Raw genomic sequence first — 24508 nt, 5'->3', positions numbered from 1 at the left:
CTAGCCGTCAAATGGATCCACTTGGTGCGCCTAAGGCCGTAGAAGAACCACAATCCACCGCTCCGATGCCGTGGCGGCTTCAGTCCGAGGTGCGGCCCCTGAACCAGTAGAACTGGCTGAATTGCTCCTTCTTGCTCAGCCCGAGCCCGTCGGTGAACGCGCCGCGCAGTGCCTTCACGAGCTCCTTCTCGCCCGCGCCCCAGGCGTAGACGGCGCCCGGCCTGGCACCGCCATCGGCGACGGTGGCGGCGAGCGCGTGCCCGCCCTCGTCGGCCGCGGTCCACGTCACGGTGACTCCCGCGCGGGCCGACACAGGCAGGCCCGCGTGGTCATCGCCGTCGTCGGCCACGAAGATTTCGATGGGCATCCCCTCGGGCGCCTGCTCCACCCACGAGTTGATGGCCGGGAGCGCGGTGATGTCGCCAGCGAGCACCAGCCGTTCGGTGTCTTCGGGGACCTTGGGACGTGCGGGAGTGAGCGCGATCTCAACCTCGGTACCCGGAGTGACCGCGGCCGCCCAGGCGCTCGCGGCACCGTGCGGCTCGTGGAGGACAAAGTCGGCGGCAAACGTTCCCGCAGCGATGTCGAGGTCGACGAAGGTGTAGCCGCGCTGCACGAGGACGTCGTCGGTGAGGTGCCTGGCCCAGAGCCGGAACCACAGGGTGGGGAACACCTCAAGATCGGCGACAGCGCCGGGCGCGTGGAACCACACCCGGCGGTACCGGGGTGTGAGGTCCTCGACGCGGCTGACCGTCGCCGGGTGGTTGCGGATGCGATACAGGCGGTTGACCGGGCGATGCCAGGACGGCTTCATCAATGCTCCTTGGGGGGCGGCCGATGCCCCGGTGCGGTGGATTCTGGTTCTTTGACGGCCTTAGGCGCACCAAGTGGATCCATTTGACGGGGGCGTTCACGTTTACGAAACATGAGCATTGCATAATTGGCGTGGCGCGGCTAGCGTAGCCGCATTGCCTCGCACGCGGGGCCCCGCCAGCGACAAGGAGAACCGCATGACCATCCCGGTGTCGACCCTCGTCCAGGTCTCGGCCCTCGCCGCGGCGGTTCCGCAGCTCACGGTCTCGCTCGACACGGACGGCGGCACCACGGTCATCGTGGGCGACTTCCCCGAGGCCTCGATGTGCACGCACGCTTTCCGCCACGTGGTGGCGAACTGGCCCGCCCACGGCGACCACCAACCGTGCGTGGACCAGATTTACTTCGACGGCGCCGAGGACCGGGGTCCCGTCCTCGCCCAGGGTGAGGCGCGCTGGTTCGTCTCCGAGATGGGGGCGCAGCCGACCGTGGTCGCGCTGCGCACCGTCGGCCCTCGCTCGCGCGGCGCGGAGGCGCAGGTGCGCTTCGACTCCGTGCTCGGCGTCTCCGTGGTCCGCCTCGCGTCGACAACGCTGACGCCCGAGGCGCTCGACGAGCTCGCCACCGAGGCCTACGCCGCCTGCGTCACGGAGCACCTGCTCGCCTCGGCGGCCGCCGCGGCGTAAGCGCCAGGTCCCGCGGCCTCAGCGCCCGGGGTACCGGCATCGGCCGCCGGCACCGTCCCCTCGAGCGAGCCTCGGTCACGACCCGCCATCAGTCGTGACCGAGGCTCACCAGGGTGGACGGCGTCAGCTGTCCGCGGCCTCCTTGAAGGCGCGACGCGGCTCGTGGAGGCGGCCCATCGACACGAGGTCGCGACGGAAGAACAGCGCCGTGGTCCAGTCGACCACCACCCGCGCCTTACGGTTAAAGGACGGGATCTGGGCCATGTGATACGTCCGGTGCATGAACCACGCGGGCCAGCCGCGCAGCTTCACACCCATGATCTGCGCGACACCCTTATTGAGGCCCAACGAGGCCACCGTGCCCAGGTGAGCGTGCTTGTACTCCTTCACGGGACGCCCGCCCAGCTTGGCCGCCATGTTGGCGCCCAGCAGCCGCGCCTGACGCACCGCGTGCTGCGCCGACGGGGCACACCAGGCGCCCTCGCCCTTGGCGAGGTCGGGGATCTGCGCGTTGTCGCCTGCGGCCCAGACGCCGTCGAGCACCTCGCCGTCCTCGGTCGCCACCTGCAGCGTGGGCAGGGTGTTGACGTGCCCGCGAGGTCCGGTGGGAAGGTCCGACTCCCCGATGACAGGGTTGGGCTTCACTCCCGCTGTCCACACGACGGTGTCGGCGTCGAACTCCTGGCCGTCGGAGAGCTTGATGCGGCCCTCCTCGCACGACTCGAGGCGGGTGGCGAGGTAGATCTCCATGCCCCGCTTGCGCAGCACCTCGAGCGTGTACCCGCCCATCTCCTCGCCCATCTCGGGAAGGATGCGGGTGGCGGCCTCGACCATCACGAACCTGAGGTCCGCCGGCTGGAGCTCGGGGTAGTGGCGCAGGGCCGCGCGGGCCATGTCCTCTGTCTCCGCGAACGCCTCGATGCCGGCGAAGCCACCGCCGACGAACACGAAGGTGAGGAGGCGGCGGCGCAGGTGCGGGTCGCTCGTGGACGCGGCGCGCGCGATGCGCCCGAGGATGGTGTTGCGCAGCCCGATGGCCTCCTCGACCCACTTGAAGCCCACGCCGATCTCCTTGAGCCCGGGGATCGGGAGCGTGCGGGGGATGGCGCCGAGGGCGATCACGACCTCGTCGTACTCGAGGTCCTGGGTGTCGCCGAAGTCGGTCTCGACGCGTGCGCGGCGCTCGGCGTGCGAGATCTCGGTGACCTTTCCCTGCACGATGCGCACGCCCTTGAGCTCACGGCGCAGCGGCACCACCACGTGGCGCGGCTCGATGGAGCCGGCGGCCGCCTCGGGCAGGAACGGCTGATAGGTCATGTAGGGGCGGCGGTCGACGATGGTGATGTCGACGTGGTTGCCGGCCTTCTTACGCAGCGTGAGGGCCGTGTATAGGCCCACGTAGCCTCCGCCAAGGATGAGGACTCGGGTCGCGGTCATGGGTGCACCTCCGTGAGGGTGCAACCACGCGCGGCCGCACCCTGTTCCGTGCGTCGTGGGGAAAGGGTCGGACGCGGCGACGCGTCGGGCCTGGCGCTGGGACGGGTCGCGGCCGTGCCACCACCCTAGGCGAGAGCCGCGGCGCCGTCACCCCCGTTTCACGACGGGAGAAATGCGGACGGCCGATGCAGCGGCCGGGGCCCGTACGAGGCCCGGCCACCGCATCGGCCGTGAAGGATTTAGCGCTTGCCCACCATGGTGGTGACGTCGAGCAGCGCGTCGAGCTGCTCCTCGGTGATCTCGCCGCGCTCCACGAAGCCCAGGTCGAGGGTCGCCTCGCGGACCGTGAGTCCGGCCTTGACGGAGTGCTTCGCGATCTTCGCCGCGTTCTCGTAGCCGATGACGCGGTTGAGCGGGGTGACGATGGACGGCGAGGCCTCGGCGAGGCGGCGGGCGCGCTCGACGTTCGCGGTGATGCCGTCGATGGTGCGCTCGGCGAGCACCTGCGAGGCATTGCCCAGCAGTCGCATCGACTCGAGCACGCCCAGGGCCATCACGGGGATCTGGACGTTGAGCTCGAACGAGCCCGAGGCTCCCGCGACGGCGACGGTCGCGTCGTTGCCGATGACGCGCGCGCACACCATGAGGGTGGCCTCGGGGATGACGGGGTTGACCTTGCCGGGCATGATCGAGGATCCGGGCTGCAGGTCGGGAAGGGCGATCTCGCCCAGGCCAGTGTTGGGGCCCGAGCCCATCCAGCGCAGGTCGTTGCAGATCTTCGTGAGGGACACCGCGATGGTCTTGAGCGCGCCGGAGACCTCGACGAGCGCGTCGCGCGCGGACTGCGCCTCGAAGTGGTCGCGCGCCTCGGTAATGGGAAGGCCGGTGTCCTCGGCGAGCAGAGCGATGACCCGCTGCGGGAAGCCATCGGGCGTGTTGATGCCGGTGCCGACGGCGGTGCCGCCCAGGGGCACCTCGGCGACGCGCGGCAGGGCGGCGTTCAGGCGCTCGATGCCGTAGCGGATCGCGGCCGCATAGCCGCCGAACTCCTGGCCGAGGGTGACGGGGGTCGCGTCCATGAGGTGGGTGCGGCCCGACTTGTAGACCTCGGCGAACTCGGAGGCCTTGGCCTCGAGCGACTGCGCCAGGCGGTCGAGTTGGGGAAGGAGGTCGTTGACGAGCTGGCTCGTGGCGGCGACGTGGACAGAGGTGGGGAACACGTCGTTCGAGGACTGCGAGCAGTTGACGTGGTCGTTGGGGTGGACGTCGCGGCCCAGCGTGCGGGTGGCGAGCGTCGCGATGACCTCGTTGGTGTTCATGTTGGAGCTGGTGCCCGAGCCGGTCTGGAACACGTCCACGGGGAAGTGAGCGTCGTGGGCTCCCGAGGCGACGTCGTCCGCGGCCGCCACGATCGCATCGGCCACGTCCTGGTCCAGCACGCCGAGTTCGGCGTTCGCGCGGGCCGCGGCCTTCTTCACGCGGGCGAGCGCCTCGATGTGGCGGCGCTCCAGGCGAATGCCGGAGATGGGGAAGTTCTCCACGGCGCGCTGGGTCTGCGCGCGGTAGAGGGCGTCCGCGGGGACGCGGACCTCACCCATGGTGTCGTGCTCGATGCGGTAGTCGGTCTGTGCGTCGTTGCTCATGGCGCTCATTGTGTCAGGACGCCGACCCCGCTCCCTACCCGTCAGATGGATCCCATTGGTGCGTCTAAGGCCGTAAAAGAACCAAGTGGATCCATTCGACGGGGTTAGGGGAGGGCGTCGAGTTCCGCCGCCGTGGGCGGGTTGGCTCCCGCGCGGGAGACGGTGATGGCGCCGATGCGAGCGCACCGCGTGAGGATGCCGCTCAGCGTGGCGTCGTCGATCGCGTAGAGCGCGTCGCGGCGCTCGGCTCCGAGCAGCCCCGCCGACCACAGGCCGTCGATGAGGCCGGACATGAACGAGTCGCCGGCGCCGACGGTGTCCACCACGGTCACGGCCGGTGCCGCGATCGCGACCTCGCGGCCGTCGGGGGTGAGGGCCGTCGCGCCCTCGCCGCCGCGGGTGACGACCACGAACGCCGGTCCCGCCTCGGCCCAGCGCCGCGCGAGCGCCTCGGCGTCGCCGTCGGTCGCCTGGGCGAGCCAGGCGAGGTCCTCGTCGGAGACCTTGACGACGTCCGATGCCGCGATCACCGCGTCGATGCGCGCGAGTGCCGTCGCAGGGTCGCCCATGAGGGAGGGCCGGGCGTTGGGGTCGTAGGTGACCGTGGCGTGAGACCTGGCGTCCCGGATGAGGGCGAGGACAGCATCGGCCCCCGGCTCGAGGACCGCCGCGATGGAGCCGGTGTGCGCCACGACGGCGCCCGGCCGCGGCGCCGCGGAGGCAGCGACGTCCCAGGTGAGGTCGAAGTCGTACGTGGCGGCGCCGGACGCGTCGAGGGTGGCGGTGGCCACCGAGGTCGCGGGGGCGGCGTCGGAGCCGCGCGCGAGAGACACCCCCGCTTCCTCCAGGTGCGCGCGCACGGCGTCCCCGTGGGAGTCCGCCCCCAGCCACGTGAGCAGCTCGGCGTCGCGACCCAGGCGGGCGAGCCCCAGGGCCACGTTCGCCGGAGAGCCACCGGGATGCTCGGTGAGGGAGCCATCGGCGCGGCGCACGGCGTCGACGAGTGCCTCGCCGATGGCGAGGGCGTGGCGCTGCTCGCTCACGAGTCGCCGTCCTCGTCGGCGGGGATGATGCCGATCACGCCGGCGTCCGCCGCGTCGTCCTCGTCGTCGCCGCGGCTCGCGGTGATGCGGTCGCGTGCGCCGTCCAGCAGCTCCTGGCAGCGGGCGGCAAGGGCCTCGCCGCGCTCCCACAGCCCGAGCGACTCCTCGAGGGTGGCGGCCCCCGCCTCGAGCTTCGCGACGATCGCGACGAGCTCGTCGCGAGACTCCTCGTAGCTCAGGGATGCGATATCTGCGTCATTTCCAGCCATGTCGGTCAAAATACCGCGTCATAGTCCCGGGCGTCGTCCCTCTCATGGGGTGCACGTGCCCCCGACATCACAACGGAGTGACTGCCATGTTTAGCGAGAATTACTCACGCCAGACCGCCCTGGCAAGCCTGAAGGACCTCGACGCCGACCTGTCCGACCGCGACCTCGTGACCTACTCCCGATCCGAGGAGGCCATGGTGCGGGCCGCCGTCGCGGAGCGTCCCACGACCCCGCTGACGACCCTGCTCAAGCTCGCGCGTGACGAGTCGCCCACGGTGCGCGCCGGCGTCGCGAGGAACGTCCGCGTGGACATGCCCGAGCAGGTCTACCAGGACCTCGCCGGCGACAAGGTGGTCGAGGTGGTGCTCGCGCTGATCGGCAACCCGCAGGTGCCCGACTCGCTCGTGGCCAAGTTGGGCCGCCAGTTTCACAAGGAGTACGCCGGCGCCGCCCGCGAGCGACTCGCCGGCAAGGGTGGTGCCGCCGGCCTGCTCGGCCGCGTCGGGATCGCCCGCTGACACGCCGATGAGGATCAGGCCGACGCCGAGGTGACCTCGGCATCGGCCGTGCCCGCGGCGAAGCGCAGGTGGAGCGCCTGGCCCGGCGTCAGCGTCGAGGCGTCGCGCACCACGGCGCCGTCGGCGGTGCGCGCTACCGCGTAGCCGCGGTCGAGCGTGCCCTGGGGCGACAGTCCCGTGAGGCGGGCAGCGAGTTCCCGCGCCGCGGCATCGGCCGCCGTGAGGATCGCGACGAGGCCGCGTCCCGCGGCGTCGTGCGCGCGGCCCAACTGGTCTACGAAGGGGTCGAGCATGCGCTGCGGGTGGGCGAGCACGGGACGGGAGCGGAACTGCGCCAGGCCGGCGCGCTCGCGGTCGACGAGGGCAGTGGTGGCGCGGGCCGCGTCGGCCCTGAGCGTGGCGATGGTCTCGCGCTCGATCGCCGCGTCGGGGACGATGCGTTTGCCGGCGTCCGTGGGCGTGGAGGCGCGGTAGTCGGCGACGAGGTCGAGGATGGGGGAGTCCTTCTCGTGCCCGATGGCGCTCACGAGAGGGGTGACGGCGGCCGCCGCGACCCGCACGAGCTCCTCGTCGGAGAACGGCAGCAGGTCCTCGAAGGAGCCGCCGCCGCGGGCGACGACGATGACATCCACGTCGGGGTGGGCGTCCAGCTCGCGGATGGCCGCGGTCGTCTCGGGAACGCAGCGCGCGCCCTGGACCGTGACGCGGCGGATCTCGAACCGCACGGTGGGCCAGCGTCGCTGGGCATTCTCGACCACGTCATGCTCCGCGTCGCCCTGATTGGCGCAGACGAGTCCCACGACGCGGGGGACCAGGGGCAGGTCGCGCTTGCGGTCGGCATCGAACAGGCCCTCCCTCGCGAGGGCGTCCTTGAGTGCCTCGAGCCGTGCCAACAGGTCGCCGAGCCCCACCGCGCGCATCGCGTCGCCGACCATCTGCAGGTCGCCGTTCTTCATCCACCAGCTGGGCTTGGCGTGGATGACCACCCGTGAGCCGTCGGCGAGGGTGCCGCCCAGGGCGTCGACCTCGCTCGCGGGGACAGTGACCTTGAGCGACATCTGCTCGTCGGTGTCGCGCAGGGTGAGGAACACCATGTGCTTCCAGCGCTTGACGTTGAGGACCTGACCCTCGACCCACACCTCGGGCAGGCGCGCCACGAAGTCCCGGATCTTGGGAGAGAGGTGGCGCACGGGCCAGGGCCGGTCAGGGGACGTCTCGGCTGCCGTCGCCGGGAGCGTCACGGAGCCTCGGTCGTTATCGAAGGGGGCGTCGGTCACGCCCCTCAGCCTGCCACGTAGGATGGACCATATGCCTGACACCACCGCCACGCGCGTGCTGCTCGCCGCGCCCCGCGGCTACTGCGCCGGAGTCGACCGCGCGGTGATTGCCGTCGAGAAGGCGCTCGAACTGCACGGCGCCCCCATCTATGTCCGCAAGGAGATCGTCCACAACAAGTATGTGGTCGAGACCCTGACCGACCGCGGCGCGATCTTCGTAAACGAGACCGACGAGGTGCCCGAGGGTGCGCGCGTCGTGTTCTCGGCGCACGGGGTGTCTCCCGCGGTGCGCGAGGGTGCCGCCGAGCGCAACCTCCTCACGATCGACGCGACGTGCCCCCTCGTGACGAAGGTGCACAAGGAGGCCGTGCGCTTCGCGAAGTCGGAGCAGACCATCCTCCTCATCGGCCACGAGGGTCACGAGGAGGTGGAGGGCACCGCGGGTGAGGCTCCGGAGCACACCATCATCGTGAACTCGCCCGAGGAGGCGGACACGATCGAGGTGCCGGACCCCGACAACGTGGTGTGGCTGTCCCAGACCACCCTGTCCGTCGACGAGACGATGGAGACGGTGCGCCGCCTGCGCGAGCGCTTCCCCAACCTCCAGAACCCGCCGAGCGACGACATTTGCTACGCGACGCAGAACCGCCAGGTCGCGGTGAAGAAGCTCGCCCCCGAGTGCGACCTCGTGATCATCGTGGGGTCGGCCAACTCGTCGAACTCGGTGAGGCTCGTCGAGGTGGCGCTGCAGGCCGGTGCCACCGCGTCCTACCGGATTGACCGTGCGGCGGAGCTCGACGAGTCGTGGCTTGAGGGCGTGCGCACCGTGGGCGTGTCCTCGGGTGCGTCGGTACCGGAGATTCTGGTGCGCGACCTGCTGGACCGCCTCGCCGGCCTGGGCTTCGCCTCGGTCGAGGAGGTCACGACCGCGACCGAGGACCTGATGTTCTCGCTGCCGCGTGAGATCCGCGCCGACATGAAGGCGAAGGCCGCCGCCTCCTGACCCCGCGCCGGTGAGCGGGCACATCGCCGACCGCTGCCAGGCGCGCTCGTGGTCACTCAGGGTGTCTCGACGCATCTGGGTGACGCGAAGTGGACGCCCAGGGTGGTGTCCGCTGGTACGTGTCACGTGTCACGTGTCACGTGGCCAACGTTCCATGACGCGTGGGCTCTGCACCCTCACTGACCACTGCGGCGCGCCAACGTGCAGAAGGGCGCCTTCGCTGACCACCATGGCGCAGGATGCACGGTTTCGGCGCGGGAGCCTGCCGTTCGCGGTCAGTCGGTGAGTTCCGGGGCCGCGAGGGTGCGCGGCTCGGAGGCGACCTGCGGCGGAGACTCGAGCTCCGCCTCGATCTGTTGCATCTGCCCAAACCGGCGCGCGCTCACCAGCACGCGAGACTCGAGTGACGCGACCGTCGCGTTGTACGCCTTGGTGGCTCCCTCGAGCGAGCGGCCCACCTTCGAGAGGTGCTCGCCCATGGTGGCGAGGCGGTCGTGGAGGTCCTTACCTGCGAGGAGCACCTGCTGGGCGTTCTTCGCGAGAGCGTCCTCGCGCCACGCGTGAGCGACGGTGCGCAGCATCGCGACCAGCGTGGTGGGGGAGGCGATGAAGACGCGCTTGCCGTAGGCGTACTCCTGCAGGTCGGGGTCCTGCTCGAGCGCCGCCTGATAAAACGCCTCGGAGGGCACAAACATGACGACGAACTCCGGCGCGGCGTCGAACTGGTCCCAGTAGCGCTTGCCTGCGAGGTCGTCGACGTGCTTCTTGACGTGGCGCGCGTGGGCGGCCAGTCGCGAGGCACGCACGGCTTCGTCGTCCGCCTCGAACGCCTCGAGCAGCGCGGACAGTGCCACCTTCGAGTCGACGACGATGGTGCGCCCGCCGGCGAGGTGGACCGTCATATCCGGTCGCAAGACGTTCCCGTCGGCGTCCCTCACCACCTCCTGCTCTGTGAAGTCCACGTGCGGGAGCATCCCGGCAAGTTCCACGACGCGGCGCAGCTGCACCTCGCCCCAGTTGCCGCGCACGTCGGAGCGGCGCAGCGTGTTGATGAAGTCGCCCGTGCGCTTGTCGAGCTGGGCAGAAGCCTCCAGCATCTGGCGCACCTGCTCGGTGAGCTGCGCCTGGCCGGCGGCGCGGGTGCGGTCCGCCTCGGTGGTCTGGCGCTGCACCTCGGCGAGGGCCTTGGCGACGGGCTCCACGAGCTGACGCACAGCCTCCTCGCGCTTGGCGAGTTCGGCGTCGGCCGCCACCCTTTCCTTGCCCAGGCGCTCCTGCGCGAGCTGAACGAGGGCCTCCTGCGAGCCCCGCAGCGCCTTGGCGGACAGTGCCTCAAACTCTCGCCTGAGGGACTCGTGATCGCCCCTGACCTGCGCGACGTAGCGCTCGTGATCGGCGGCGACCTCGCGCAGGCGCTGCTCGTGTTGGGCGACCAGCTGCTCCTCGCGCTGCGAGGCAGCACGCGTGTCGAGCGCCCACTGATCCCGGACGGATTCGAGCCGGGCGGTGGCGCCGGCAGCGTCGGACTGGGCACGAGAAAGCCGTTCGCGCAAATCCGTGATGTCCAACATATGAGACGCGCACGCGTCCTGCTGTACGACCAGTGCCGACGTCGCGGAATCGGCCCGCGCGGACGCGAGCGCGGCCTCGCGTACGGCGGCGGCGGAGCGACGCGCGGCCAGCAGGTAGCCGCAGGCGGCGCCGGCGACCAGCGAGGCGGCGACAAGAAGGATCTCGATCATGCCTACGAGCCTGTCACGGACCTCTGACATCGAAAGCCGTCTCGCATCGCGAGACGGCGAGTCTGTGAGATCCGTCACATTTGGGCCCCGAAACGTCACGATTCGGGAACAAAACACGCACAGGATGGCCGCAGGAAACACATCGGCAAAAAACGCCTGCCTATTCTGTCTGCACCCTGCGGGCACGTCCGTGGGAAACCTGTGTGTCGCTTCGAGACCCGGAGCGTCCCATGCCCAGTCCCGCGCATCCGCACGGGGCGCAAGGAGGAATAGTGAAGAAGAACAAGGCCATCCTGGGTGGCGTGGCGGCTGCGCTGAGCGCGTCGCTCGTCCTCGCCGGATGCTCGTCGGAGGACCCGGCAGAGACCTCGAGCAGCGCCACCGAAGGCGCCACCGAGGCCACGTCGACCGCGGTCATCACCACCAACGGCTCCGAGCCCGCCAACCCGCTCATCCCGGTTGCGACCAACGAGACCGGTGGCGGCAAGATCATCGACGCGCTCTTCGCGGGTCTCGTGTACTACGACGGCGACGGCGCCGCGCACAACGAGGTCGCCGAGTCCATCGAGACCGAGGACTCGCAGACGTTCACCATCACGCTGAAGGATGGCTGGACGTTCACCGACGGCACCCCCGTGCAGGCGCACAACTTCGTTGACGCCTGGAACTGGGGCGCGGACCCGGCCAACGCCGCGACCGCCCTCAACTCGTACTTCTTCGAGCCCATCGAGGGCTTCGACGGTTACAACACCGACGAGGGCGCCTCGAACCCCGCGATGTCGGGCCTCGAGGTCATCGACGACCTGACCTTCTCGGTCACGCTCGCCGCCCCGAACGCCGAGTTCCCCCTCGCGCTGGGCTACTCCGCCTTCTACCCGCTTCCCGACTCGTTCTTCGAGGACCCCGAGGCCTTCGGTAAGGCTCCCGTCGGTAACGGCATCTACACCCTCGCGTCGGCCGACGACTGGCAGCACGATGTCCAGATCGAGCTGGGCGTCAACGACACCTACGCCGGTGAGCGCACCGCTCAGAACGGTGGCCTGCTGATCACGTTCTACTCGACCCAGGACGCGGCTTACGCCGACCTCCTCGCCGGCAACGTCGACGTCATCGACGGCATCCCGGACTCGGCCTTCGCCACCTTCGAGGCCGACCTTGGCGACCGCGCTGTGAACCAGCCCGCCGCCATCTTCCAGTCGTTCACCATCCCCGCGAGCGACACCCGCTTCGAGGGCGAGGCCGGCCTCCTGCGCCGCCAGGCCCTGTCGATGGCGATCAACCGTGACGAGATCACGGACGTCCTCTTCGAGGGCACCCGCACCCCCGCGTCGGACTTCACCTCGCCCGTCATCGACGGCTGGTCGGACTCCCTCGAGGGCTCCGAGGTCCTCGCGTACGACCCCGAGGCCGCCGCTGAGCTGTGGGCCGAGGCCGACGCGATCGAGCCCTGGACCGGCACCTTCGAGCTCGCCTACAACGCCGACGGTGGCCACCAGGCCTGGGTCGACGCTGTCGTCAACTCGATCAAGAACACCCTCGGCATCGACGCGGCGGGCCTGCCCTACGCGACCTTCGCCGAGTTCCGCACGGACATCACCGACCGCAACATCACGGCGTCGTTCCGTACCGGATGGCAGGCGGACTACCCCTCGCTCGAGAACTTCCTCGGCCCGCTGTACTACACCGGCGCCGGCTCGAACGACGGTGACTACTCGTCCGAGGCGTTCGACTCGCTGATCGACGAGGGCAAGTCGGCCACCGACACCGCCGCCGCGACCGAGGCGTTCCAGGAGGCCCAGGAGGTTCTGTTCCAGGACCTGCCCGCCATCCCGCTCTGGTACTCCAACGTGACCGGTGGTTACTCCGAGTCCGTCTCGAACGTCGTGTTCGACTGGCACTCGGTCCCGCTGTTCTACGAGATCACCAAGGCTGAGTAAGCCCTAGCGATCCACATCCGGACGGGCCCGCCTCGCCCCTAGGCGCGGCGGGCCCGTTCGTGTGTCCGTCAGGACACCGGCCGATGCGACGGTCACCACCCGCATCGGCCACTCCCGCCCGGACCAGGGCACCCAGGCCGCCGCACCCCGGCGCCGGCCGACCCGCAGGGACGCTGCGACGGCGACGAGATCGCGTCGCGCCCGCGCCTACGGGTACTCTCGCTGACAGCATGCGCTACCCGTGTGCGTGTTCACACTAGAATCGGCACCCTATGCATTCACTGACTCGAGCCCGAGGAGTGCGCAGATGACGCTTTATGTGCTCAAGCGCCTGCTCCAGGCCATCCCCGTGTTCTTCGGAACGACGTTCCTGATCTACTTCATGGTCTTCTCCATGCCGGGAGACCCCGTGCTCGCCCTCTTCGGCGACCGCACGCCCAACCCGGCAGTGCTGGAGGCGGTCCGGGAGCAGTACAACCTCGACCAGCCCTTCATCGTGCAGTACTTCCTGTACATCAAGGACTTCTTCACCGGTGATCTTGGCGTCACGTTCTCGGGTCAGTCCGTGAACGAGATCTTCGCCCGAGCATTCCCGACGACGCTGATGCTCGTCACGATCGCGGTGGTCGCCGAGTTCATCCTGTCGGTGGGCTTCGGTCTCCTGTCGGGCCTGCGCAAGGGCAAGTTCGCCGACCACGCGTCGCTGCTGCTCGCGCTGGTGCTGAACTCCATCCCCCCGTTCGTCGCGCTGTTCGTCGCCCAGTACTTCATCGGCATCAAGCTCGGCTGGGCGCCCGTGACCGTGGGTGCGAACGTGACCTGGGGCGCGCTGATGCTCCCCGGCATCACGATCGCGCTCACCATTTACGTGGTGGGTATGCGCCTGATGCGCGGCTCGGTGATTGAGGCGCGCGAGGGCGACTACGTCCGCACCGCCTACGCCAAGGGCCTCACGTCGAAGCGCGTGATTCCCGTGCACGTGGCGCGTAACTCGCTGATCCCGGTCATCACCAACACGGCGGCGAGCTTCGGCGCGCTGATCGCCGGTACGACCGTGACTGAGGGCATTTTCAACATCCCCGGTATCGGCAAGGTGCTCTACGACGCGATTGGTCTGAGCGAGGTCTCGACCATCGTGTCGTTCGTGACGATCCTCACGGTGATGTACATCATCGTGAACATCCTCGTCGACCTTCTGTACGCCGTGCTCGACCCGAGGATCCGCTATGTCTGACCGCCACCCCGATCACTACGTCGCCCCGGTCGACGAGACCCAGCCGGGCGCGGTCGACCAGGTCAAGCTGTCGGCCCGCAAGTCCAACATGTGGCTCGACGCCTGGCGCGACCTGCGCAAGCGTCCGCTGTTCTACGTTGCCCTGGTGCTGGCGCTGCTCGTCACCGTCGTGGCGCTGTTCCCGTCGTGGTTCACGCCGCTCGACCCCAACGCCCCCGGCGCGTGCCTCCTTGCCGACAGCAACGGCGCGCCCGTCGACGGCCACCCCCTCGGCTTTACTCGCCAGGGTTGCGACGTCTACTCGCGCATCATCTACGGCGCCTCCACGTCGCTGACCGTCGGCCTCCTGGTCGTCGCCATCACCGGCGCCATCGGTATCCCGATGGGTGCCATCGCCGGCTTCTACGGCGGCTGGGTGGACTCGTTCCTGTCCCGCGTGGGTGACATCTTCTTCTCGATTCCTTACTTCCTCGCGGCCGTGGTCGTCATGTCCGTCATGTCGGAGTACCGCAACCCGCTGGTGATCTCGTTCGCCATCGGTGGCTTCGCGTGGGCATCTCTCGCCCGCATCGTGCGTGCCGAGGTCTTGAGAAACAAGAACCTCGAGTACGTCATGGCGTCCGAGGCGATCGGCCGCTCGCGCGGCTCGACGCTCCTCAAGCACGTGCTGCCCAACTCGATGGGCCCCGTCATCGTGACCCTGACGCTGTCGCTCGGTGCGGCCATCACCGCGGAGGCGACGCTGTCGCTGCTCGGTATCGGCCTCAACGGCTACATGTCGTGGGGTAACGAGATCGCCCAGGCCCAGCAGACGCTGAGGACCAACCCCTCGGCCCTGTTCTGGCCCTCCCTGGCACTGACCCTGACGGTGCTCGCCTTCACCTTCCTCGGCGAGCTCATCCGTGACGCCCTCGACCCGAAGGCGAGGGCCCGACGATGACGGAGACCATCCCCGTGACCGACTCGCACGGCACCGTGCCCGTGGCCGACCCGAACCAGCCGCTCGTGTCGGTGCGTGACCTGGAGGTCACGTTCCGGACCCAGAACGGCCCCGTTAACGCCGTCCGCGGCGTCTCGTTCGACATCTTCCCCGGCGAGACCGTGGCGATCGTCGGCGAGTCCGGCTCCGGCAAGTCCACGACCGCGACCGCGCTCATGAAGCTGCTGCCCGGCAACGGCGGCATCTCCGGCGGCGAGGTCCTCGTCGAGGGCACCAACATCGTCGACCACGACGAGAAGAAGATGGCGGCCATCCGTGGCGGCGTCATCGGCTACGTGCCCCAGGACCCGATGTCGAACCTCAACCCGGTGTGGTCGGTCGGCTTCCAGGTCCGCGAGGCTATCCGCGCCAACGGCGTGGCCAGCGGCAAGAAGGAGATCGAGGCTCGCGCCATCGAGGTTCTTCAGCAGGCCGGCCTGCAGGACGCGGAGCGTCGCCTGAGCCAGTTCCCGCACCAGTTCTCCGGCGGTATGCGTCAGCGCGTGCTGATCGGCATCGGCCTCGGTGCGGACCCCAAGCTGCTCATCGCGGACGAGCCCACCTCGGCGCTCGACGTCACCGTCCAGAAGGTGATCCTCGATCACATCGAGTCGCTCACCAAGGACAACGGCACCGCCGTCCTGCTCATCACCCACGACCTGGGCCTGGCCGCCGAGCGCGCCAGCAAGGTCATCGTGATGAACCAGGGCCGTATCGTCGAGGCGGGCCCCAGCAAGGACCTGCTGACCAACCCGCAGCACCCGTACACGCAGCGCCTCATCGCGGCGGCCCCGTCGCTCGCGTCGCGTCGTCTCGAGTCGACGTCCGCGCGTGAGGAGGGCGCCGATGCGGCGACCTTCGACATGGCGCAGATGGCGGAGCGTCGTGCGGAGTCGGTGGATGCCGACGCGGCCCCGGTCGTCTCGGTGAAGAACCTGACGAAGGACTTCTCGATCCGTAAGAAGGGCTTCCGTTCGGAGCCGTTCCGCGCTGTCGACACGATCTCCTTCGACATCCCCAAGGGCACGACGCTTGCGCTCGTGGGCGAGTCAGGTTCGGGCAAGTCGACGGCGGCGAAGATGATCCTGGGCCTCGAGGAGCCGACCAGCGGTGAGATCACCGTGAACGGCACCGCGATGACCGGTGTGTCCCGCAAGGACCTGTTCAAGCTCCGCTCGCGTATGCAGCCGGTGTTCCAGGACCCGTACTCGTCGCTCGACCCGCAGCGGTCCATCGCGTCGTCGATCGCCGAGCCCATGCGCGTGCACGGCATCTCCGACAAGTCGGTGCGCCGCGAGCGCGTGCTGGAGCTGCTCGACCAGGTCTCGCTTCCCGCGGAACTGTTCAACCGCTACCCGAACGAGCTCTCCGGTGGACAGCGTCAGCGCGTGGCGATCGCCCGTGCCCTGGCGCTGAAGCCGGACGTGGTCGTGCTCGACGAGGCGGTCTCCGCCCTCGACGTGCTGGTCCAGGCGCAGATCCTGCAGCTCCTTGCCGACCTGCAGGCCGAGCTGGGCCTCACCTACCTGTTCATCACGCACGACCTCGCGGTGGTGCGCGTGATCGCCGACAACGTCGCGGTCATGGAGCGGGGAAAGATCGTAGAGTCCGGCAGCACCGACGAGATCTTCGAGTCGGCCAAGCAGCCGTACACGCAGCGACTCCTCGACGCCATCCCCGGCGCGGGGCTCGACTGGGGCGTCTGACCCTTCGCGTTTCACACGGCCCGGTACCCCTCAGGGGTGCCGGGCCGTTCGGCTTTCTGGCGGCCGATGCTGTGGCTCAGCCCTCGTCGCGCCTCACCCGCGGCGGCTCGGGCAGAATCGCGGCGTCGGCCGTGCCGATGGCGGGGATCACCACCTCGCAGCCGTCGTCGGTGATCAGCGGGGGACTGGGAGCCGGGACTGGCGCGGGCAGCACCTTCTCGCGCGCCAACTCATCGATGGCATCGGCCGCTCCGGGAAGGAAGGCCTCCTCGAGTCCACTCATAGCCGTCACGCTACGCCGGGTGGGGTGTGACCGCCCGCCGGACCCACGCATCGGCCGTCGCTACTAGAATGAACGACCGTGGCTCTCACTATCGGAATCGTCGGCCTGCCCAACGTGGGCAAGTCCACCCTCTTCAACGCCCTCACCCGCGCCGAGGTGCTCGCCGCGAACTACCCGTTCGCGACCATCGAGCCCAACGTCGGCGTGGTGCCGCTCCCCGACGCCCGGCTGGGCCAGCTCGCGGAGAAGTTCGGCTCGGAGAAGCTGGTGCCCGCGACGGTGTCGTTCGTCGACATCGCCGGCATCGTGAAGGGCGCCTCCGAGGGCGAGGGCCTGGGCAACGCGTTCCTCGCGAACATCCGTGAGGCCGACGCGATCTGCCAGGTGACCCGCGCCTTCGCCGACTCCGACGTGACCCGCGTCGACGGCTCGGTGGACGAGGCCGGCGACCTCGAGACCATCTCGACCGAGCTCATCCTTGCCGACCTCCAGACCATCGAGAAGGTGCTCCCGCGCCTCGAGAAGGAGGTCAAGATCAAGAAGGGCTCGCCCGAGCAGCTCGCCGCCGTGCAGCAGGCCAAGGAGGTCCTCGAGGCAGGCCAGACGCTGTTTGCTGGCGCGGCCGCTGCGGGCATCGACGCCGCCGAGCTGCGTGAGTTCAACCTGCTGACCACCAAGCCCTTCATCTACGTCTTCAACACCGACGACGAGGGCCTCATGGACGAGGACCGCAAGGCCGCGCTGGAGGCGCTCGTCGCCCCCGCGAAGGCGATCTTCCTCGACGCCAAGTTCGAGTCGGAGCTGATCGAGCTCGACGGAGACGAGGCGCGCGAGATGCTCGAGTCGACCGGTCAGAGCGAGTCCGGCCTCGACCAGCTGGCGCGCGTGGGCTTCGACACGCTCGGCCTGCAGACCTACCTCACGGCGGGTCCCAAGGAAGCGCGCGCGTGGACCATCCCCAAGGGCGCGACCGCCCCGCAGGCGGCCGGCGTTATCCACACCGACTTCGAGCGCGGCTTCATCAAGGCCGAGGTGGTCTCCTTCGACGACCTCATGGAGCACGGCTCGATGGCCGATGCCAAGGCCGCCGGCCGGGTGCGCATGGAGGGCAAGGACTACGTCATGGCCGATGGCGACGTGGTGGAGTTTAGATTTAACGTGTAGTGGCTCGGCCGCAGGGGCTGCGCGCCGTGGCGTGTTGCGCTGGGTGCTGAGAGGCATCGGTTGTGCCCGCGATGTGGGCATCATCGCGGGCGTCGATCCTCGCGGCCGTGCGCCGTCACGCGTGGGGGCCTCCTGGCGCTCTCATCTCGACGCCGGGTGCCGTCGAACGGAGATTGGCTCGGTGATTCTTGCCCGAGTCGATGGACTGCCGGACGCGCTTGCGCTGGCTGATGACCATGACCCCTGCCACGATGATCAGCCCACCGGCAATCTCGGCGACGAGCGGGACGTCGCCGATCCAGGCCCACGTGATGAACACTGCGACAGGCGGCACGAGGTAGAGCAGTGATGTCGAGGCTGCGACTGGCATCCGCCCCACCGCGTACGCCCACAAGACAAATCCGAGGGCCGAGGGAAGCAATCCGAGGTAGATCCCTGCCGCCCAAGCCCCGCCAGACGCGCTGACCATCTGTGGCCATCCGAAAGGCACTAAGGGGATGGTGAACAGTGTGCCAGCGACCATGGCGTAGGTGGCGACCTCCAAACCCGTGTAGTGGCGGGTCAGGGGGCGCTGGAGCGGGTGATAGATGCCTTGCACGATCATGGCGGCTAAGACGATGGCGACAGAAGCTGAGAGTGACACGTGCGCACGGGCGAGGCACACGAGGGCGACGCCGCCGAAGGCGATCGCGCTGCCCACTACAGTGCGGCGGGTGACGGGCTCACGAAAGAGCACCCATGCGGTAGCCACCGAGACGAGGGGTGCGGCGGAGACGATGATGCTCGCGGTTCCCGCCGGCACGAAGATTTCGCTCGCGTTGAGCAAGAGCTGATAGGCGAACATGCCGAAGAAACCTGCGGCGGCGATCCACGGCACGTCTTCTCGCCTGGGCATCCGAAGCCCGACAAGCGCGCCCACGGTGAGCAGGGCGGCTGTCGCGACCGCAAGGCGGACGAACGAGAGTCCGATGACGCCGAGATCAAGCACGGCGACGTGGATAGCGGGGAAGGCGCTTGCCCACAGGACTACGACACACAGGCCGGCCAGGCGGGCGCGATCGATCTTCATGGTCCAAGCATTGCCCACGCACGATGTTCAACACAATTGAATTATTGTTGAGCAAAAGATCAGCATGCTTTAATGATCGGATGATCGATGTGAGGAAGCTCGGGATGCTCGCCGCGCTTGACAGGCTGGGCACCATCGCCGCCGTAGCTGATCACCTCCACCTCACAGCGCCAGGGATCTCCATGCAGTTGCGCTCGCTCGAGCGCGAGATAGGTCTTCCCCTGACCGAACGCCGGGGTCGGCGCCTGGTGCTGACGCCGGCCGGGCGGCGGCTTGCGTCGCATGCGCACGACGTTCTCAACCGACTTACCCTCGCCGAGCACGAACTTGACGCCCTCAGGAGAGGTGAGTCGGGCTCCTACTCCGTCGCGGCGTTCCCGTCGGCTGCCCGGACAATTGTCGCGGAGCTTTGGGGAGAGCTTGCCTCCGCGGGAGAAGGGCCCGTCCTTCGGCTCACCACTCTCGAGCCTGAAGCTGCGCTCGCCGCGGTGGCGAAGGGCGGCGCTGACCTCGCAGTCGTGCATTCTTACTCAAACGTCCCGCGCGATATCCCGGATGCCGTCATCACCACGCCGTTGATGACCGAGCCCGTCTGGATTGCCATTCGGGCCGATGACCCTGCGGTGAACGAGCGCATCGACCTTGCAGATCTGCACGGAAACAGTTGGGTCGCGCCCGCCACGGATCTCACGTGCTTCACGATGATGGAACGTGCCTGCGGCATCGCCGGGTTCCGCCCTCGGGTCGTCGCAGAGTCTTCGGACTTCGACGTATTGCTTGCGTTGGTCTCCGCGGGCGTCGGTGTCGCGCTCGTGCCCGACCTCGCGGTGGCATCGCTTCCAGAGAACGTCATCCTCGTCGCCCCCGCCGCACCCATCGCGCGCCACGTGCACTGTGCGCGCAGGGCGTCGCAGAGCACAGACCCTGGACTGAACGGCCTGATCCGAAGGCTCGAGGCTCGTGCTCACGCTCGAGCAAGGCCGACGGAACTTGGCTGACAGGTGGTCACCATGGCCTCGTTGTGGGGCGAGCGCAAGAAGTTGTTCGGCTTCGGAACGTGGTGGATTTCTGCTTCAACGTGTAGTTTTCGTCGCAGATCTGTCGCATAGAGACGGCGTCCACCATGCCTGGCCGCGTAGGGGACGCGGTCTGTCTGCTTCTTCGACCGTTGGCGAGACGGACCCTATCCTTGGGGGTATGTCTGCCACCGACGTGACTCCCGAAAGCCTTGCGCTTCGTGGACTCGTTGAAGCGCGCCGCGAGGAGTTCGAGGCCCTGTTGGTCAAGTACGCGGCGACTGGTCCGCGGCTGTTCGGTTCTGCCGCGCGAGGCACGGCCCAAGAGGGCAGTGACATCGACATCCTCGTGGAGATGGATCCCGCCGATGGCAACCTCCTCATGCGGGCTTCGGGCTTGATGGAGGAGCTTCGGACACTGTTCGGCCGTGACGACATCGATGTCTTCCCAGTGCAATTGCTGAAGCGGCAGATCTCGCAGACAGCCATTGCCGATGCGGTCGCTTTGTGAGCTGAGGCGTCGAGCACAGGATCGCCGACATCCTCGAGGCGATCGCGCGGTGCGAGCGATATGTCGCTGTTCTTGATGGCGGCTACCCCGACGTCATCGACATGGCTGAGGATGCGATCGAACGCAACCTTCAGATCATCGGCGAGGCCGAAAACCATCTGACCGCCGAGGTCTTCGCAGCGCACCCCGAGATTGCCTGGCCCCAGATACGCGGCTTCCGCAATATCCTGGTGCACGAGTACTTCGGCGTTGACATCGACGTGATCCGAGACGTGGTGAATAACTTCCTCCCGCCGCTCGAACGAGCGATGCGCCAGCATGTCGCTGCTAATTCGCGTGAGGATGCCTGAGCCCTCAAGAGGGGGATTTCCGGCATCATGGGCGCCATGGGGAAACTCATCCGCGATGGAGTACCGGCCGCGGTCCAAGCAAACGGCGGACACATCGTGACACGGGCGCTCTCACCCGCGCAGTTCACAGAAGCGCTACAAGCCCAACTCGTGGAAGAGGCACACGAAGCGGCAGTCGCGCGCACCGAGGAGCAATTGCTCGAGGAGCTTGGCGACCTGTATGAGCTGATCTCGACCTTGGCGCGAATGCGCGGTTTCTCGTTGACGGACGTCGAGCGGGCGGCTGACTCGAAGCGCTCGAACTACGGTGGGTTCAGCCTGCGGCTCGAGTCTGTCGAGTACGTGGCTGGCGACGGGCGCCCGTCGGGGCGGTGAGGGTGTCGCGCCGCGATCTCCCCGCTACGGCCGTCCAATACGTGTGGCGGTGATGAAGCCGTGCGTACGTGTGGCGGACTCCACGCGCGTCTGGCTCATGGTGACCGCGAATCCGCATGCCTCGATCCGCTCGGCAAGCGCGGATGCCGGCCACTGGTAGGTGGTTGCCACCGCATGGTCGAAGGGCTCGCACTCGTCACCCGCGAAGTATCCGATCGCCAGACCGCCGCCGGGTCGCACGCAGCGCGCGAACTCGGTGAGCGGTGAGTCGATCCCCGCGGGCGGGGTGTGAATCAGCGAGTACCAGGCGAGCACCCCATCGAGCGTGCCGTCGTCCACCGCGAGATCCTCGGCGTCGCCCAGGTCGAAGTTCAGATGTGGGTGCTGTTGTCGTGCGGCCGCGATGAATGCAGGTGTCGGATCGACGCCGGCGACCGTCAGCCCATGCCGCGCGAGGTAGCCCGTCCATTGCCCGGGACCACAGCCGACGTCGAGCAGCGGCCCTTGGAAGTCGCGCGCCCAGTCGAGCACTGACCGGCGGTCCGCGGCCGCAGCGTCCTCGATGCGCCCGAAGCGCGCGACGTATTCGGCGGCCCGTGCCTCGTACGCGTCGATCACGGCGGGAAGGCTCATGCCTTGGAGCGTAGGTCTCGGGCGGGCTGGTCGCGGCCACGTCCCCCGGCGCTTCCTCGAGCGCGGCGGCCAGGCTTGGCTAGTCTGAGCCGATGGTCACGCCAGCGTCCGTGAGGCAACTGCTCAGCACCGGTCGACGCGACGACATGCTCTCCGAGCTCGCTTCCCTTGATGATGAGGTGAGGCGGACCATCTGTCAGCCTCTCGTGGGGCAGGCGCGGGCGATTCTGAGCGTCTCTCAGGGATCGACGGTGACGAGTTGGCTTCGCGGCCTCCGGCCGGATTATCCCGGCGGACGTGAGCAGTTCATCGGTGCGTGGGAGGGCCGCATGACGGATCGTCATGGCGACGCCGCGACCGTTGTCCTGCTGGCGGCCCTCCCGCCGGCCCGTGCCGCACAGGTGTGGCCGATCCCATCGGATCCCTCGTTTGCGGGCGCGGTTTACCCGATGCTGTTCCCGAGGGATCTGTCGATCTTCGTGGAGAGATGGTCCGCGGACTACGCGGCGAACCCCAAGCACGGGGACCGCAACGGCGGACGCTCGGTGATGTACGAGTGGATCGAAGAGGAACTGGTGCCTGCTCCTCACCACGATGGCGCGGTCCTCATGCTCTTCAGCGGATTAACCGCCGAGCCCGGTCGGCCGCTGTTGACCTGGTTGCTCGCGCGGCCGATCGTCACAGAACGGCTGTTCACCCGAATCTTCACTACCCCCGGGGTTAAGGCGGCCTCGTTGGCTCAGCGCGACCTCCTTCCGCACGGTGATGGGACGATCCGCACAGTGGTCGTGCCGGGTCTCGTGAAGGCGGGTCTCTGGACCCGTGACTTCGTGGTGGAGAGCACCCAGTCGGCGCTACGGAGCGACCTGTCCGAGTATCAGAAGCGCTGGTTTGCGAGCCTCGCGCGCGACCTCGCGCTCTGAATCCGCCTCGCGGAGTCTCGGGCTACGGGCACACGGTGGCCCGGTCGACGAACCACTCGGTGGTGCCCGTGACGTCAACCGCCGTCACCTGCAGCGTGGAGTCGCCGCGGGTGAACACCTGATCGTCGCCGCCGTCGGACGTGAGCGACCAGCCCGTGGGATCCAGGTCGCCGAGGCCGCGGTCCCCGGCGGACTCGATCCACGCCGCGACCGCCCCGGTGGCCGTCGCCTCCCCGCCGGACCACGGATTGATCTCGCCGACGAAGCTCACGCACTCCGAGCCGTCCCCCGCGCCGCATCCGGAGCCAACGAGCGTCAGGGCAACGAACGCAATCCCCGCGGCTACACCGCCGCGCCGCCGTGACCGATTCACGTCCCACCCCCATCCGTGAGCACCCGCAAGGCTCATGCCGGTGAGCCTACGCCGGCGCCGCTACCGCTAGCGTGTCCGGCATGACCCGTCCCGCCGACGGCACTCCCGCCGTGATCCGCCGAGCCACCCCCGACGACGCCGCGGCGATCGCCCGGATGCACGTCCAATCGTGGCGAGAGTCGTACGGCGCTGAGCTTCCCGCCGGCGCGCTCGACGACGTGGACCTCGACGCACGCGCGGCACGCTGGGCGGACACGCTACGGCTCGACGACGTCCACACGTACGTCGCCACGGTGGCCGATGCCGTGGTGGGTTTCGCGAACGCCAGCGAGGGCCGTGACGACGACGCGCCCGTGGCGCGCGAACTTGAGGGGCTGTACGTGTTGGCCGCGCACCAGCGCGGCCGGCTCGGCACCCGCCTGCTCACCGCGGCCATCGGCGCGGGCGACGCCTACCTGTGGGTGTGGACGGGAAATCGGCACGCCCTCGCCTTCTATCGCGCCCACGGTTTCTCGTTCGAGGGAGCAGTCAAGGAGGTCCCGCTCGCGGGACACCCGATGGAGGTCGCACGCATGGTGCGCGAGTCCGCCTACGAGGAGGGCCAGGTCAGCGCGAAGCCGCTCGCGTAGTCCCGCTCCGCGCCGTCGAGAGGGTCGGTGAACCGCAGCCTGCGCGCGACCAACTGCAGCGGCGCGTCGTAGTCGTCGGGGGCATCGGCCGCCACCACGGGGTACAGGGGGTCGCCGACGAGGGGAAGCCCGGCATCGGCCATCTGGAGGCGTAGCTGGTGGGTCTTGCCGGTGACGGGGGAGAGGCGATACCTCGCCCAGGAGCTGCGCACCTCTGCCACCTCGACGAGCGTCTCCGCATTGGGCTCGCCCGGCACCAGGGCGGCCTGGAGGCTGCCGCGATGCTTCACGATGCGGCCCACGAGCCGCAGCGGGAACGCGAGCGAGGGGTCGAACGGAGCGATCGCCTCGTAGGTCTTGACGGCGGCCCGCGACTGGAACACGCCCGCATACGCGCCGCGCACCTCGCGTCGGGTAGTGAAGACCAGCACGCCGGAGGTGAGCCGGTCGAGCCGATGCGCGGGGGCGAGCTCGGGAAGCCCCAGCTCGACGCGCAGGCGGATCAGCGCCGTCTGTGTCACGTGGGCGCCGCGGGGAGTGGTGGCCATGAACGGGGGCTTGTCGGCGATGACCAGGTTCTCAGTGCGGTCGAGCACCGTCAGGGGAAACGGGATCTCGGCCTCGGGCGCCACGGGGCGGTGGAACCACACGAACCGGTGCGGCCGATACGGCTCGTCGCCGGTGAGCGGGACGCCCGCCTCATCGACGAACTCGCCCGCCGACAACATGCTCGCCACCTCCGCACGCGCGGGCAGGCGGTCGTGGAGAAACGCGCCGACCGTGGCCCACGCCTGGGTCGCCTCCGAGGGGCCCGGCATGCGGACCCACGCGGCGTCGAGCCCGTGGCGCTGGGGCAGTGGCGAGCGAGGCATCAGGCCGATGCCGGAAAGACGGG

The 24508-nt window shown here is 68.8% G+C and carries 26 protein-coding genes; 14 read left to right on the top strand and 12 right to left on the bottom strand.

What is annotated here, in order from left to right:
• Nucleotides 1-79 precede the first annotated feature (79 nt).
• Nucleotides 80-814, bottom strand: coding sequence for a siderophore-interacting protein (locus B7K26_RS09570; RefSeq protein WP_084078969.1), 735 nt, complete (start codon nt 812-814; stop codon nt 80-82).
• A gap of 196 nt (nt 815-1010) precedes the next feature.
• Between B7K26_RS09570 and B7K26_RS09565 the strand changes: the two genes are divergently transcribed.
• Complete coding sequence (locus B7K26_RS09565; RefSeq protein ID WP_084078968.1) at nt 1011-1499, top strand: hypothetical protein; 489 nt, start codon at nt 1011-1013, stop codon at nt 1497-1499.
• Nucleotides 1500-1622: 123 nt separating this feature from the next.
• Here the strand turns inward: B7K26_RS09565 and B7K26_RS09560 are convergent, their stop codons facing one another.
• The 4 genes from B7K26_RS09560 to B7K26_RS09545 all read right to left on the bottom strand — a co-directional run bounded on the left by B7K26_RS09560 (nt 1623) and on the right by B7K26_RS09545 (nt 5891).
• Nucleotides 1623-2936, bottom strand: coding sequence for an NAD(P)/FAD-dependent oxidoreductase (locus B7K26_RS09560; RefSeq protein ID WP_084078967.1), 1314 nt, complete (start codon nt 2934-2936; stop codon nt 1623-1625).
• 239 nt (nt 2937-3175) lie between these two features.
• The gene (locus B7K26_RS09555; RefSeq protein WP_375537581.1) at nt 3176-4579 is read right to left on the bottom strand and encodes a class II fumarate hydratase; all 1404 of its coding nucleotides are present in this window, start codon (nt 4577-4579) and stop codon (nt 3176-3178) included.
• A gap of 104 nt (nt 4580-4683) precedes the next feature.
• Nucleotides 4684-5622, bottom strand: coding sequence for a carbohydrate kinase (locus B7K26_RS09550; protein WP_084078965.1), 939 nt, complete (start codon nt 5620-5622; stop codon nt 4684-4686).
• Nucleotides 5619-5891, bottom strand: coding sequence for an exodeoxyribonuclease VII small subunit (locus tag B7K26_RS09545; RefSeq protein WP_143340629.1), 273 nt, complete (start codon nt 5889-5891; stop codon nt 5619-5621). Before B7K26_RS09545 ends, B7K26_RS09550 begins: the two co-directional genes overlap by 4 nt.
• An 86-nt stretch (nt 5892-5977) precedes the next feature.
• On the opposite strand from B7K26_RS09545, the gene B7K26_RS09540 reads away from it, so the two are divergent.
• Complete coding sequence (locus tag B7K26_RS09540) at nt 5978-6409, top strand: hypothetical protein (protein ID WP_159449657.1); 432 nt, start codon at nt 5978-5980, stop codon at nt 6407-6409.
• 14 nt (nt 6410-6423) lie between these two features.
• On the opposite strand, the gene xseA is transcribed toward B7K26_RS09540, so the two are convergent.
• Nucleotides 6424-7686, bottom strand: coding sequence for an exodeoxyribonuclease VII large subunit (gene xseA, locus B7K26_RS09535; RefSeq protein ID WP_084078963.1), 1263 nt, complete (start codon nt 7684-7686; stop codon nt 6424-6426).
• A gap of 31 nt (nt 7687-7717) precedes the next feature.
• Here xseA and B7K26_RS09530 point away from each other — a divergent pair, with 31 nt between their 5' ends.
• On the top strand, nt 7718-8689 hold the full coding sequence (locus tag B7K26_RS09530) for a 4-hydroxy-3-methylbut-2-enyl diphosphate reductase (protein ID WP_375537580.1): 972 nt from the start codon (nt 7718-7720) through the stop codon (nt 8687-8689).
• A gap of 275 nt (nt 8690-8964) precedes the next feature.
• On the opposite strand, the gene rmuC is transcribed toward B7K26_RS09530, so the two are convergent.
• A complete protein-coding gene (rmuC, locus tag B7K26_RS09525; protein ID WP_143340627.1) occupies nt 8965-10431 on the bottom strand; it encodes a DNA recombination protein RmuC in 1467 nt (488 codons plus the stop codon).
• Between the two features lie 272 nt (nt 10432-10703).
• Between rmuC and B7K26_RS09520 the strand changes: the two genes are divergently transcribed.
• The 4 genes from B7K26_RS09520 to B7K26_RS09505 all read left to right on the top strand — a co-directional run bounded on the left by B7K26_RS09520 (nt 10704) and on the right by B7K26_RS09505 (nt 16287).
• Nucleotides 10704-12368: an ABC transporter substrate-binding protein gene (locus B7K26_RS09520; RefSeq protein ID WP_234998775.1), complete on the top strand. Its 1665-nt coding sequence runs from the start codon at nt 10704-10706 to the stop codon at nt 12366-12368.
• 307 nt (nt 12369-12675) lie between these two features.
• A complete protein-coding gene (locus B7K26_RS09515; protein WP_084078959.1) occupies nt 12676-13602 on the top strand; it encodes an ABC transporter permease in 927 nt (308 codons plus the stop codon).
• Nucleotides 13595-14542 carry an ABC transporter permease gene (locus B7K26_RS09510; protein WP_084078958.1) on the top strand — a complete coding sequence of 316 codons (948 nt, stop codon included), beginning with the start codon at nt 13595-13597 and terminating at the stop codon, nt 14540-14542. Before B7K26_RS09515 ends, B7K26_RS09510 begins: the two co-directional genes overlap by 8 nt.
• On the top strand, nt 14539-16287 hold the full coding sequence (locus B7K26_RS09505; RefSeq protein ID WP_084078957.1) for an ABC transporter ATP-binding protein: 1749 nt from the start codon (nt 14539-14541) through the stop codon (nt 16285-16287). Before B7K26_RS09510 ends, B7K26_RS09505 begins: the two co-directional genes overlap by 4 nt.
• Before the next feature lie 76 nt (nt 16288-16363).
• On the opposite strand, the gene B7K26_RS09500 is transcribed toward B7K26_RS09505, so the two are convergent.
• Entirely contained in the window at nt 16364-16570 is a 207-nt protein-coding gene (locus B7K26_RS09500) for a hypothetical protein (protein WP_084078956.1), read from the bottom strand.
• A gap of 78 nt (nt 16571-16648) precedes the next feature.
• Here B7K26_RS09500 and ychF point away from each other — a divergent pair, with 78 nt between their 5' ends.
• Nucleotides 16649-17734, top strand: a complete 1086-nt coding sequence (ychF, locus tag B7K26_RS09495; protein WP_084078955.1) for a redox-regulated ATPase YchF — start codon at nt 16649-16651, stop codon at nt 17732-17734.
• A 115-nt stretch (nt 17735-17849) separates the two neighbouring features.
• Here the strand turns inward: ychF and B7K26_RS09490 are convergent, their stop codons facing one another.
• Complete coding sequence (locus B7K26_RS09490; protein WP_084078954.1) at nt 17850-18803, bottom strand: DMT family transporter; 954 nt, start codon at nt 18801-18803, stop codon at nt 17850-17852.
• An 80-nt stretch (nt 18804-18883) separates the two neighbouring features.
• On the opposite strand from B7K26_RS09490, the gene B7K26_RS09485 reads away from it, so the two are divergent.
• The 4 genes from B7K26_RS09485 to B7K26_RS09470 all read left to right on the top strand — a co-directional run bounded on the left by B7K26_RS09485 (nt 18884) and on the right by B7K26_RS09470 (nt 21055).
• A complete protein-coding gene (locus B7K26_RS09485) occupies nt 18884-19801 on the top strand; it encodes a LysR family transcriptional regulator (protein WP_084078953.1) in 918 nt (305 codons plus the stop codon).
• Between the two features lie 199 nt (nt 19802-20000).
• The gene (locus tag B7K26_RS09480; RefSeq protein ID WP_084078952.1) at nt 20001-20330 is read left to right on the top strand and encodes a nucleotidyltransferase family protein; all 330 of its coding nucleotides are present in this window, start codon (nt 20001-20003) and stop codon (nt 20328-20330) included.
• Between the two features lie 20 nt (nt 20331-20350).
• On the top strand, nt 20351-20680 hold the full coding sequence (locus B7K26_RS09475) for a HepT-like ribonuclease domain-containing protein (protein ID WP_084078951.1): 330 nt from the start codon (nt 20351-20353) through the stop codon (nt 20678-20680).
• 36 nt (nt 20681-20716) lie between these two features.
• On the top strand, nt 20717-21055 hold the full coding sequence (locus tag B7K26_RS09470; protein ID WP_159449656.1) for a nucleoside triphosphate pyrophosphohydrolase: 339 nt from the start codon (nt 20717-20719) through the stop codon (nt 21053-21055).
• 24 nt (nt 21056-21079) lie between these two features.
• On the opposite strand, the gene B7K26_RS09465 is transcribed toward B7K26_RS09470, so the two are convergent.
• The gene (locus B7K26_RS09465; RefSeq protein WP_234998774.1) at nt 21080-21673 is read right to left on the bottom strand and encodes a class I SAM-dependent methyltransferase; all 594 of its coding nucleotides are present in this window, start codon (nt 21671-21673) and stop codon (nt 21080-21082) included.
• Nucleotides 21674-21834: 161 nt separating this feature from the next.
• Between B7K26_RS09465 and B7K26_RS09460 the strand changes: the two genes are divergently transcribed.
• Nucleotides 21835-22611, top strand: coding sequence for a hypothetical protein (locus B7K26_RS09460; protein WP_143340625.1), 777 nt, complete (start codon nt 21835-21837; stop codon nt 22609-22611).
• A gap of 22 nt (nt 22612-22633) precedes the next feature.
• Here the strand turns inward: B7K26_RS09460 and B7K26_RS09455 are convergent, their stop codons facing one another.
• A complete protein-coding gene (locus tag B7K26_RS09455; protein WP_084078947.1) occupies nt 22634-22882 on the bottom strand; it encodes a hypothetical protein in 249 nt (82 codons plus the stop codon).
• 182 nt (nt 22883-23064) lie between these two features.
• Here B7K26_RS09455 and B7K26_RS09450 point away from each other — a divergent pair, with 182 nt between their 5' ends.
• Complete coding sequence (locus B7K26_RS09450; RefSeq protein ID WP_084078946.1) at nt 23065-23613, top strand: GNAT family N-acetyltransferase; 549 nt, start codon at nt 23065-23067, stop codon at nt 23611-23613.
• Here B7K26_RS09450 and B7K26_RS09445 read toward each other — a convergent pair.
• Nucleotides 23574-24485 carry a pseudouridine synthase gene (locus B7K26_RS09445; protein ID WP_084078945.1) on the bottom strand — a complete coding sequence of 304 codons (912 nt, stop codon included), beginning with the start codon at nt 24483-24485 and terminating at the stop codon, nt 23574-23576. The genes B7K26_RS09450 and B7K26_RS09445 overlap by 40 nt on opposite strands.
• Nucleotides 24486-24508: the final 23 nt, after the last annotated feature.

This window comes from Demequina sp. NBRC 110057 (assembly GCF_002090175.1).
Lineage (GTDB): Bacteria > Actinomycetota > Actinomycetes > Actinomycetales > Demequinaceae > Demequina.
This window is presented reverse-complemented; position numbering and strand designations above follow the sequence as displayed.

Coding starts and splice junctions, on each gene's coding strand:
- B7K26_RS09530 (WP_375537580.1), top strand. CDS start 7,718: ATGCCTGACACCACCGCCACGCGCGTGCTGCTCGCCGCGCCCCGCGGC.
- rmuC (WP_143340627.1), bottom strand. CDS start 10,431: ATGATCGAGATCCTTCTTGTCGCCGCCTCGCTGGTCGCCGGCGCCGCC.
- B7K26_RS09450 (WP_084078946.1), top strand. CDS start 23,065: ATGACCCGTCCCGCCGACGGCACTCCCGCCGTGATCCGCCGAGCCACC.
- B7K26_RS09540 (WP_159449657.1), top strand. CDS start 5,978: ATGTTTAGCGAGAATTACTCACGCCAGACCGCCCTGGCAAGCCTGAAG.
- B7K26_RS09515 (WP_084078959.1), top strand. CDS start 12,676: ATGACGCTTTATGTGCTCAAGCGCCTGCTCCAGGCCATCCCCGTGTTC.
- B7K26_RS09470 (WP_159449656.1), top strand. CDS start 20,717: ATGGGGAAACTCATCCGCGATGGAGTACCGGCCGCGGTCCAAGCAAAC.
- B7K26_RS09460 (WP_143340625.1), top strand. CDS start 21,835: ATGCTCTCCGAGCTCGCTTCCCTTGATGATGAGGTGAGGCGGACCATC.
- B7K26_RS09500 (WP_084078956.1), bottom strand. CDS start 16,570: ATGAGTGGACTCGAGGAGGCCTTCCTTCCCGGAGCGGCCGATGCCATC.
- B7K26_RS09510 (WP_084078958.1), top strand. CDS start 13,595: ATGTCTGACCGCCACCCCGATCACTACGTCGCCCCGGTCGACGAGACC.
- B7K26_RS09570 (WP_084078969.1), bottom strand. CDS start 814: ATGAAGCCGTCCTGGCATCGCCCGGTCAACCGCCTGTATCGCATCCGC.
- B7K26_RS09560 (WP_084078967.1), bottom strand. CDS start 2,936: ATGACCGCGACCCGAGTCCTCATCCTTGGCGGAGGCTACGTGGGCCTA.
- B7K26_RS09555 (WP_375537581.1), bottom strand. CDS start 4,579: ATGAGCAACGACGCACAGACCGACTACCGCATCGAGCACGACACCATG.
- B7K26_RS09505 (WP_084078957.1), top strand. CDS start 14,539: ATGACGGAGACCATCCCCGTGACCGACTCGCACGGCACCGTGCCCGTG.
- B7K26_RS09485 (WP_084078953.1), top strand. CDS start 18,884: ATGATCGATGTGAGGAAGCTCGGGATGCTCGCCGCGCTTGACAGGCTG.
- B7K26_RS09565 (WP_084078968.1), top strand. CDS start 1,011: ATGACCATCCCGGTGTCGACCCTCGTCCAGGTCTCGGCCCTCGCCGCG.
- B7K26_RS09545 (WP_143340629.1), bottom strand. CDS start 5,891: ATGGCTGGAAATGACGCAGATATCGCATCCCTGAGCTACGAGGAGTCT.
- B7K26_RS09480 (WP_084078952.1), top strand. CDS start 20,001: ATGTCTGCCACCGACGTGACTCCCGAAAGCCTTGCGCTTCGTGGACTC.
- B7K26_RS09490 (WP_084078954.1), bottom strand. CDS start 18,803: ATGAAGATCGATCGCGCCCGCCTGGCCGGCCTGTGTGTCGTAGTCCTG.
- B7K26_RS09445 (WP_084078945.1), bottom strand. CDS start 24,485: ATGCCTCGCTCGCCACTGCCCCAGCGCCACGGGCTCGACGCCGCGTGG.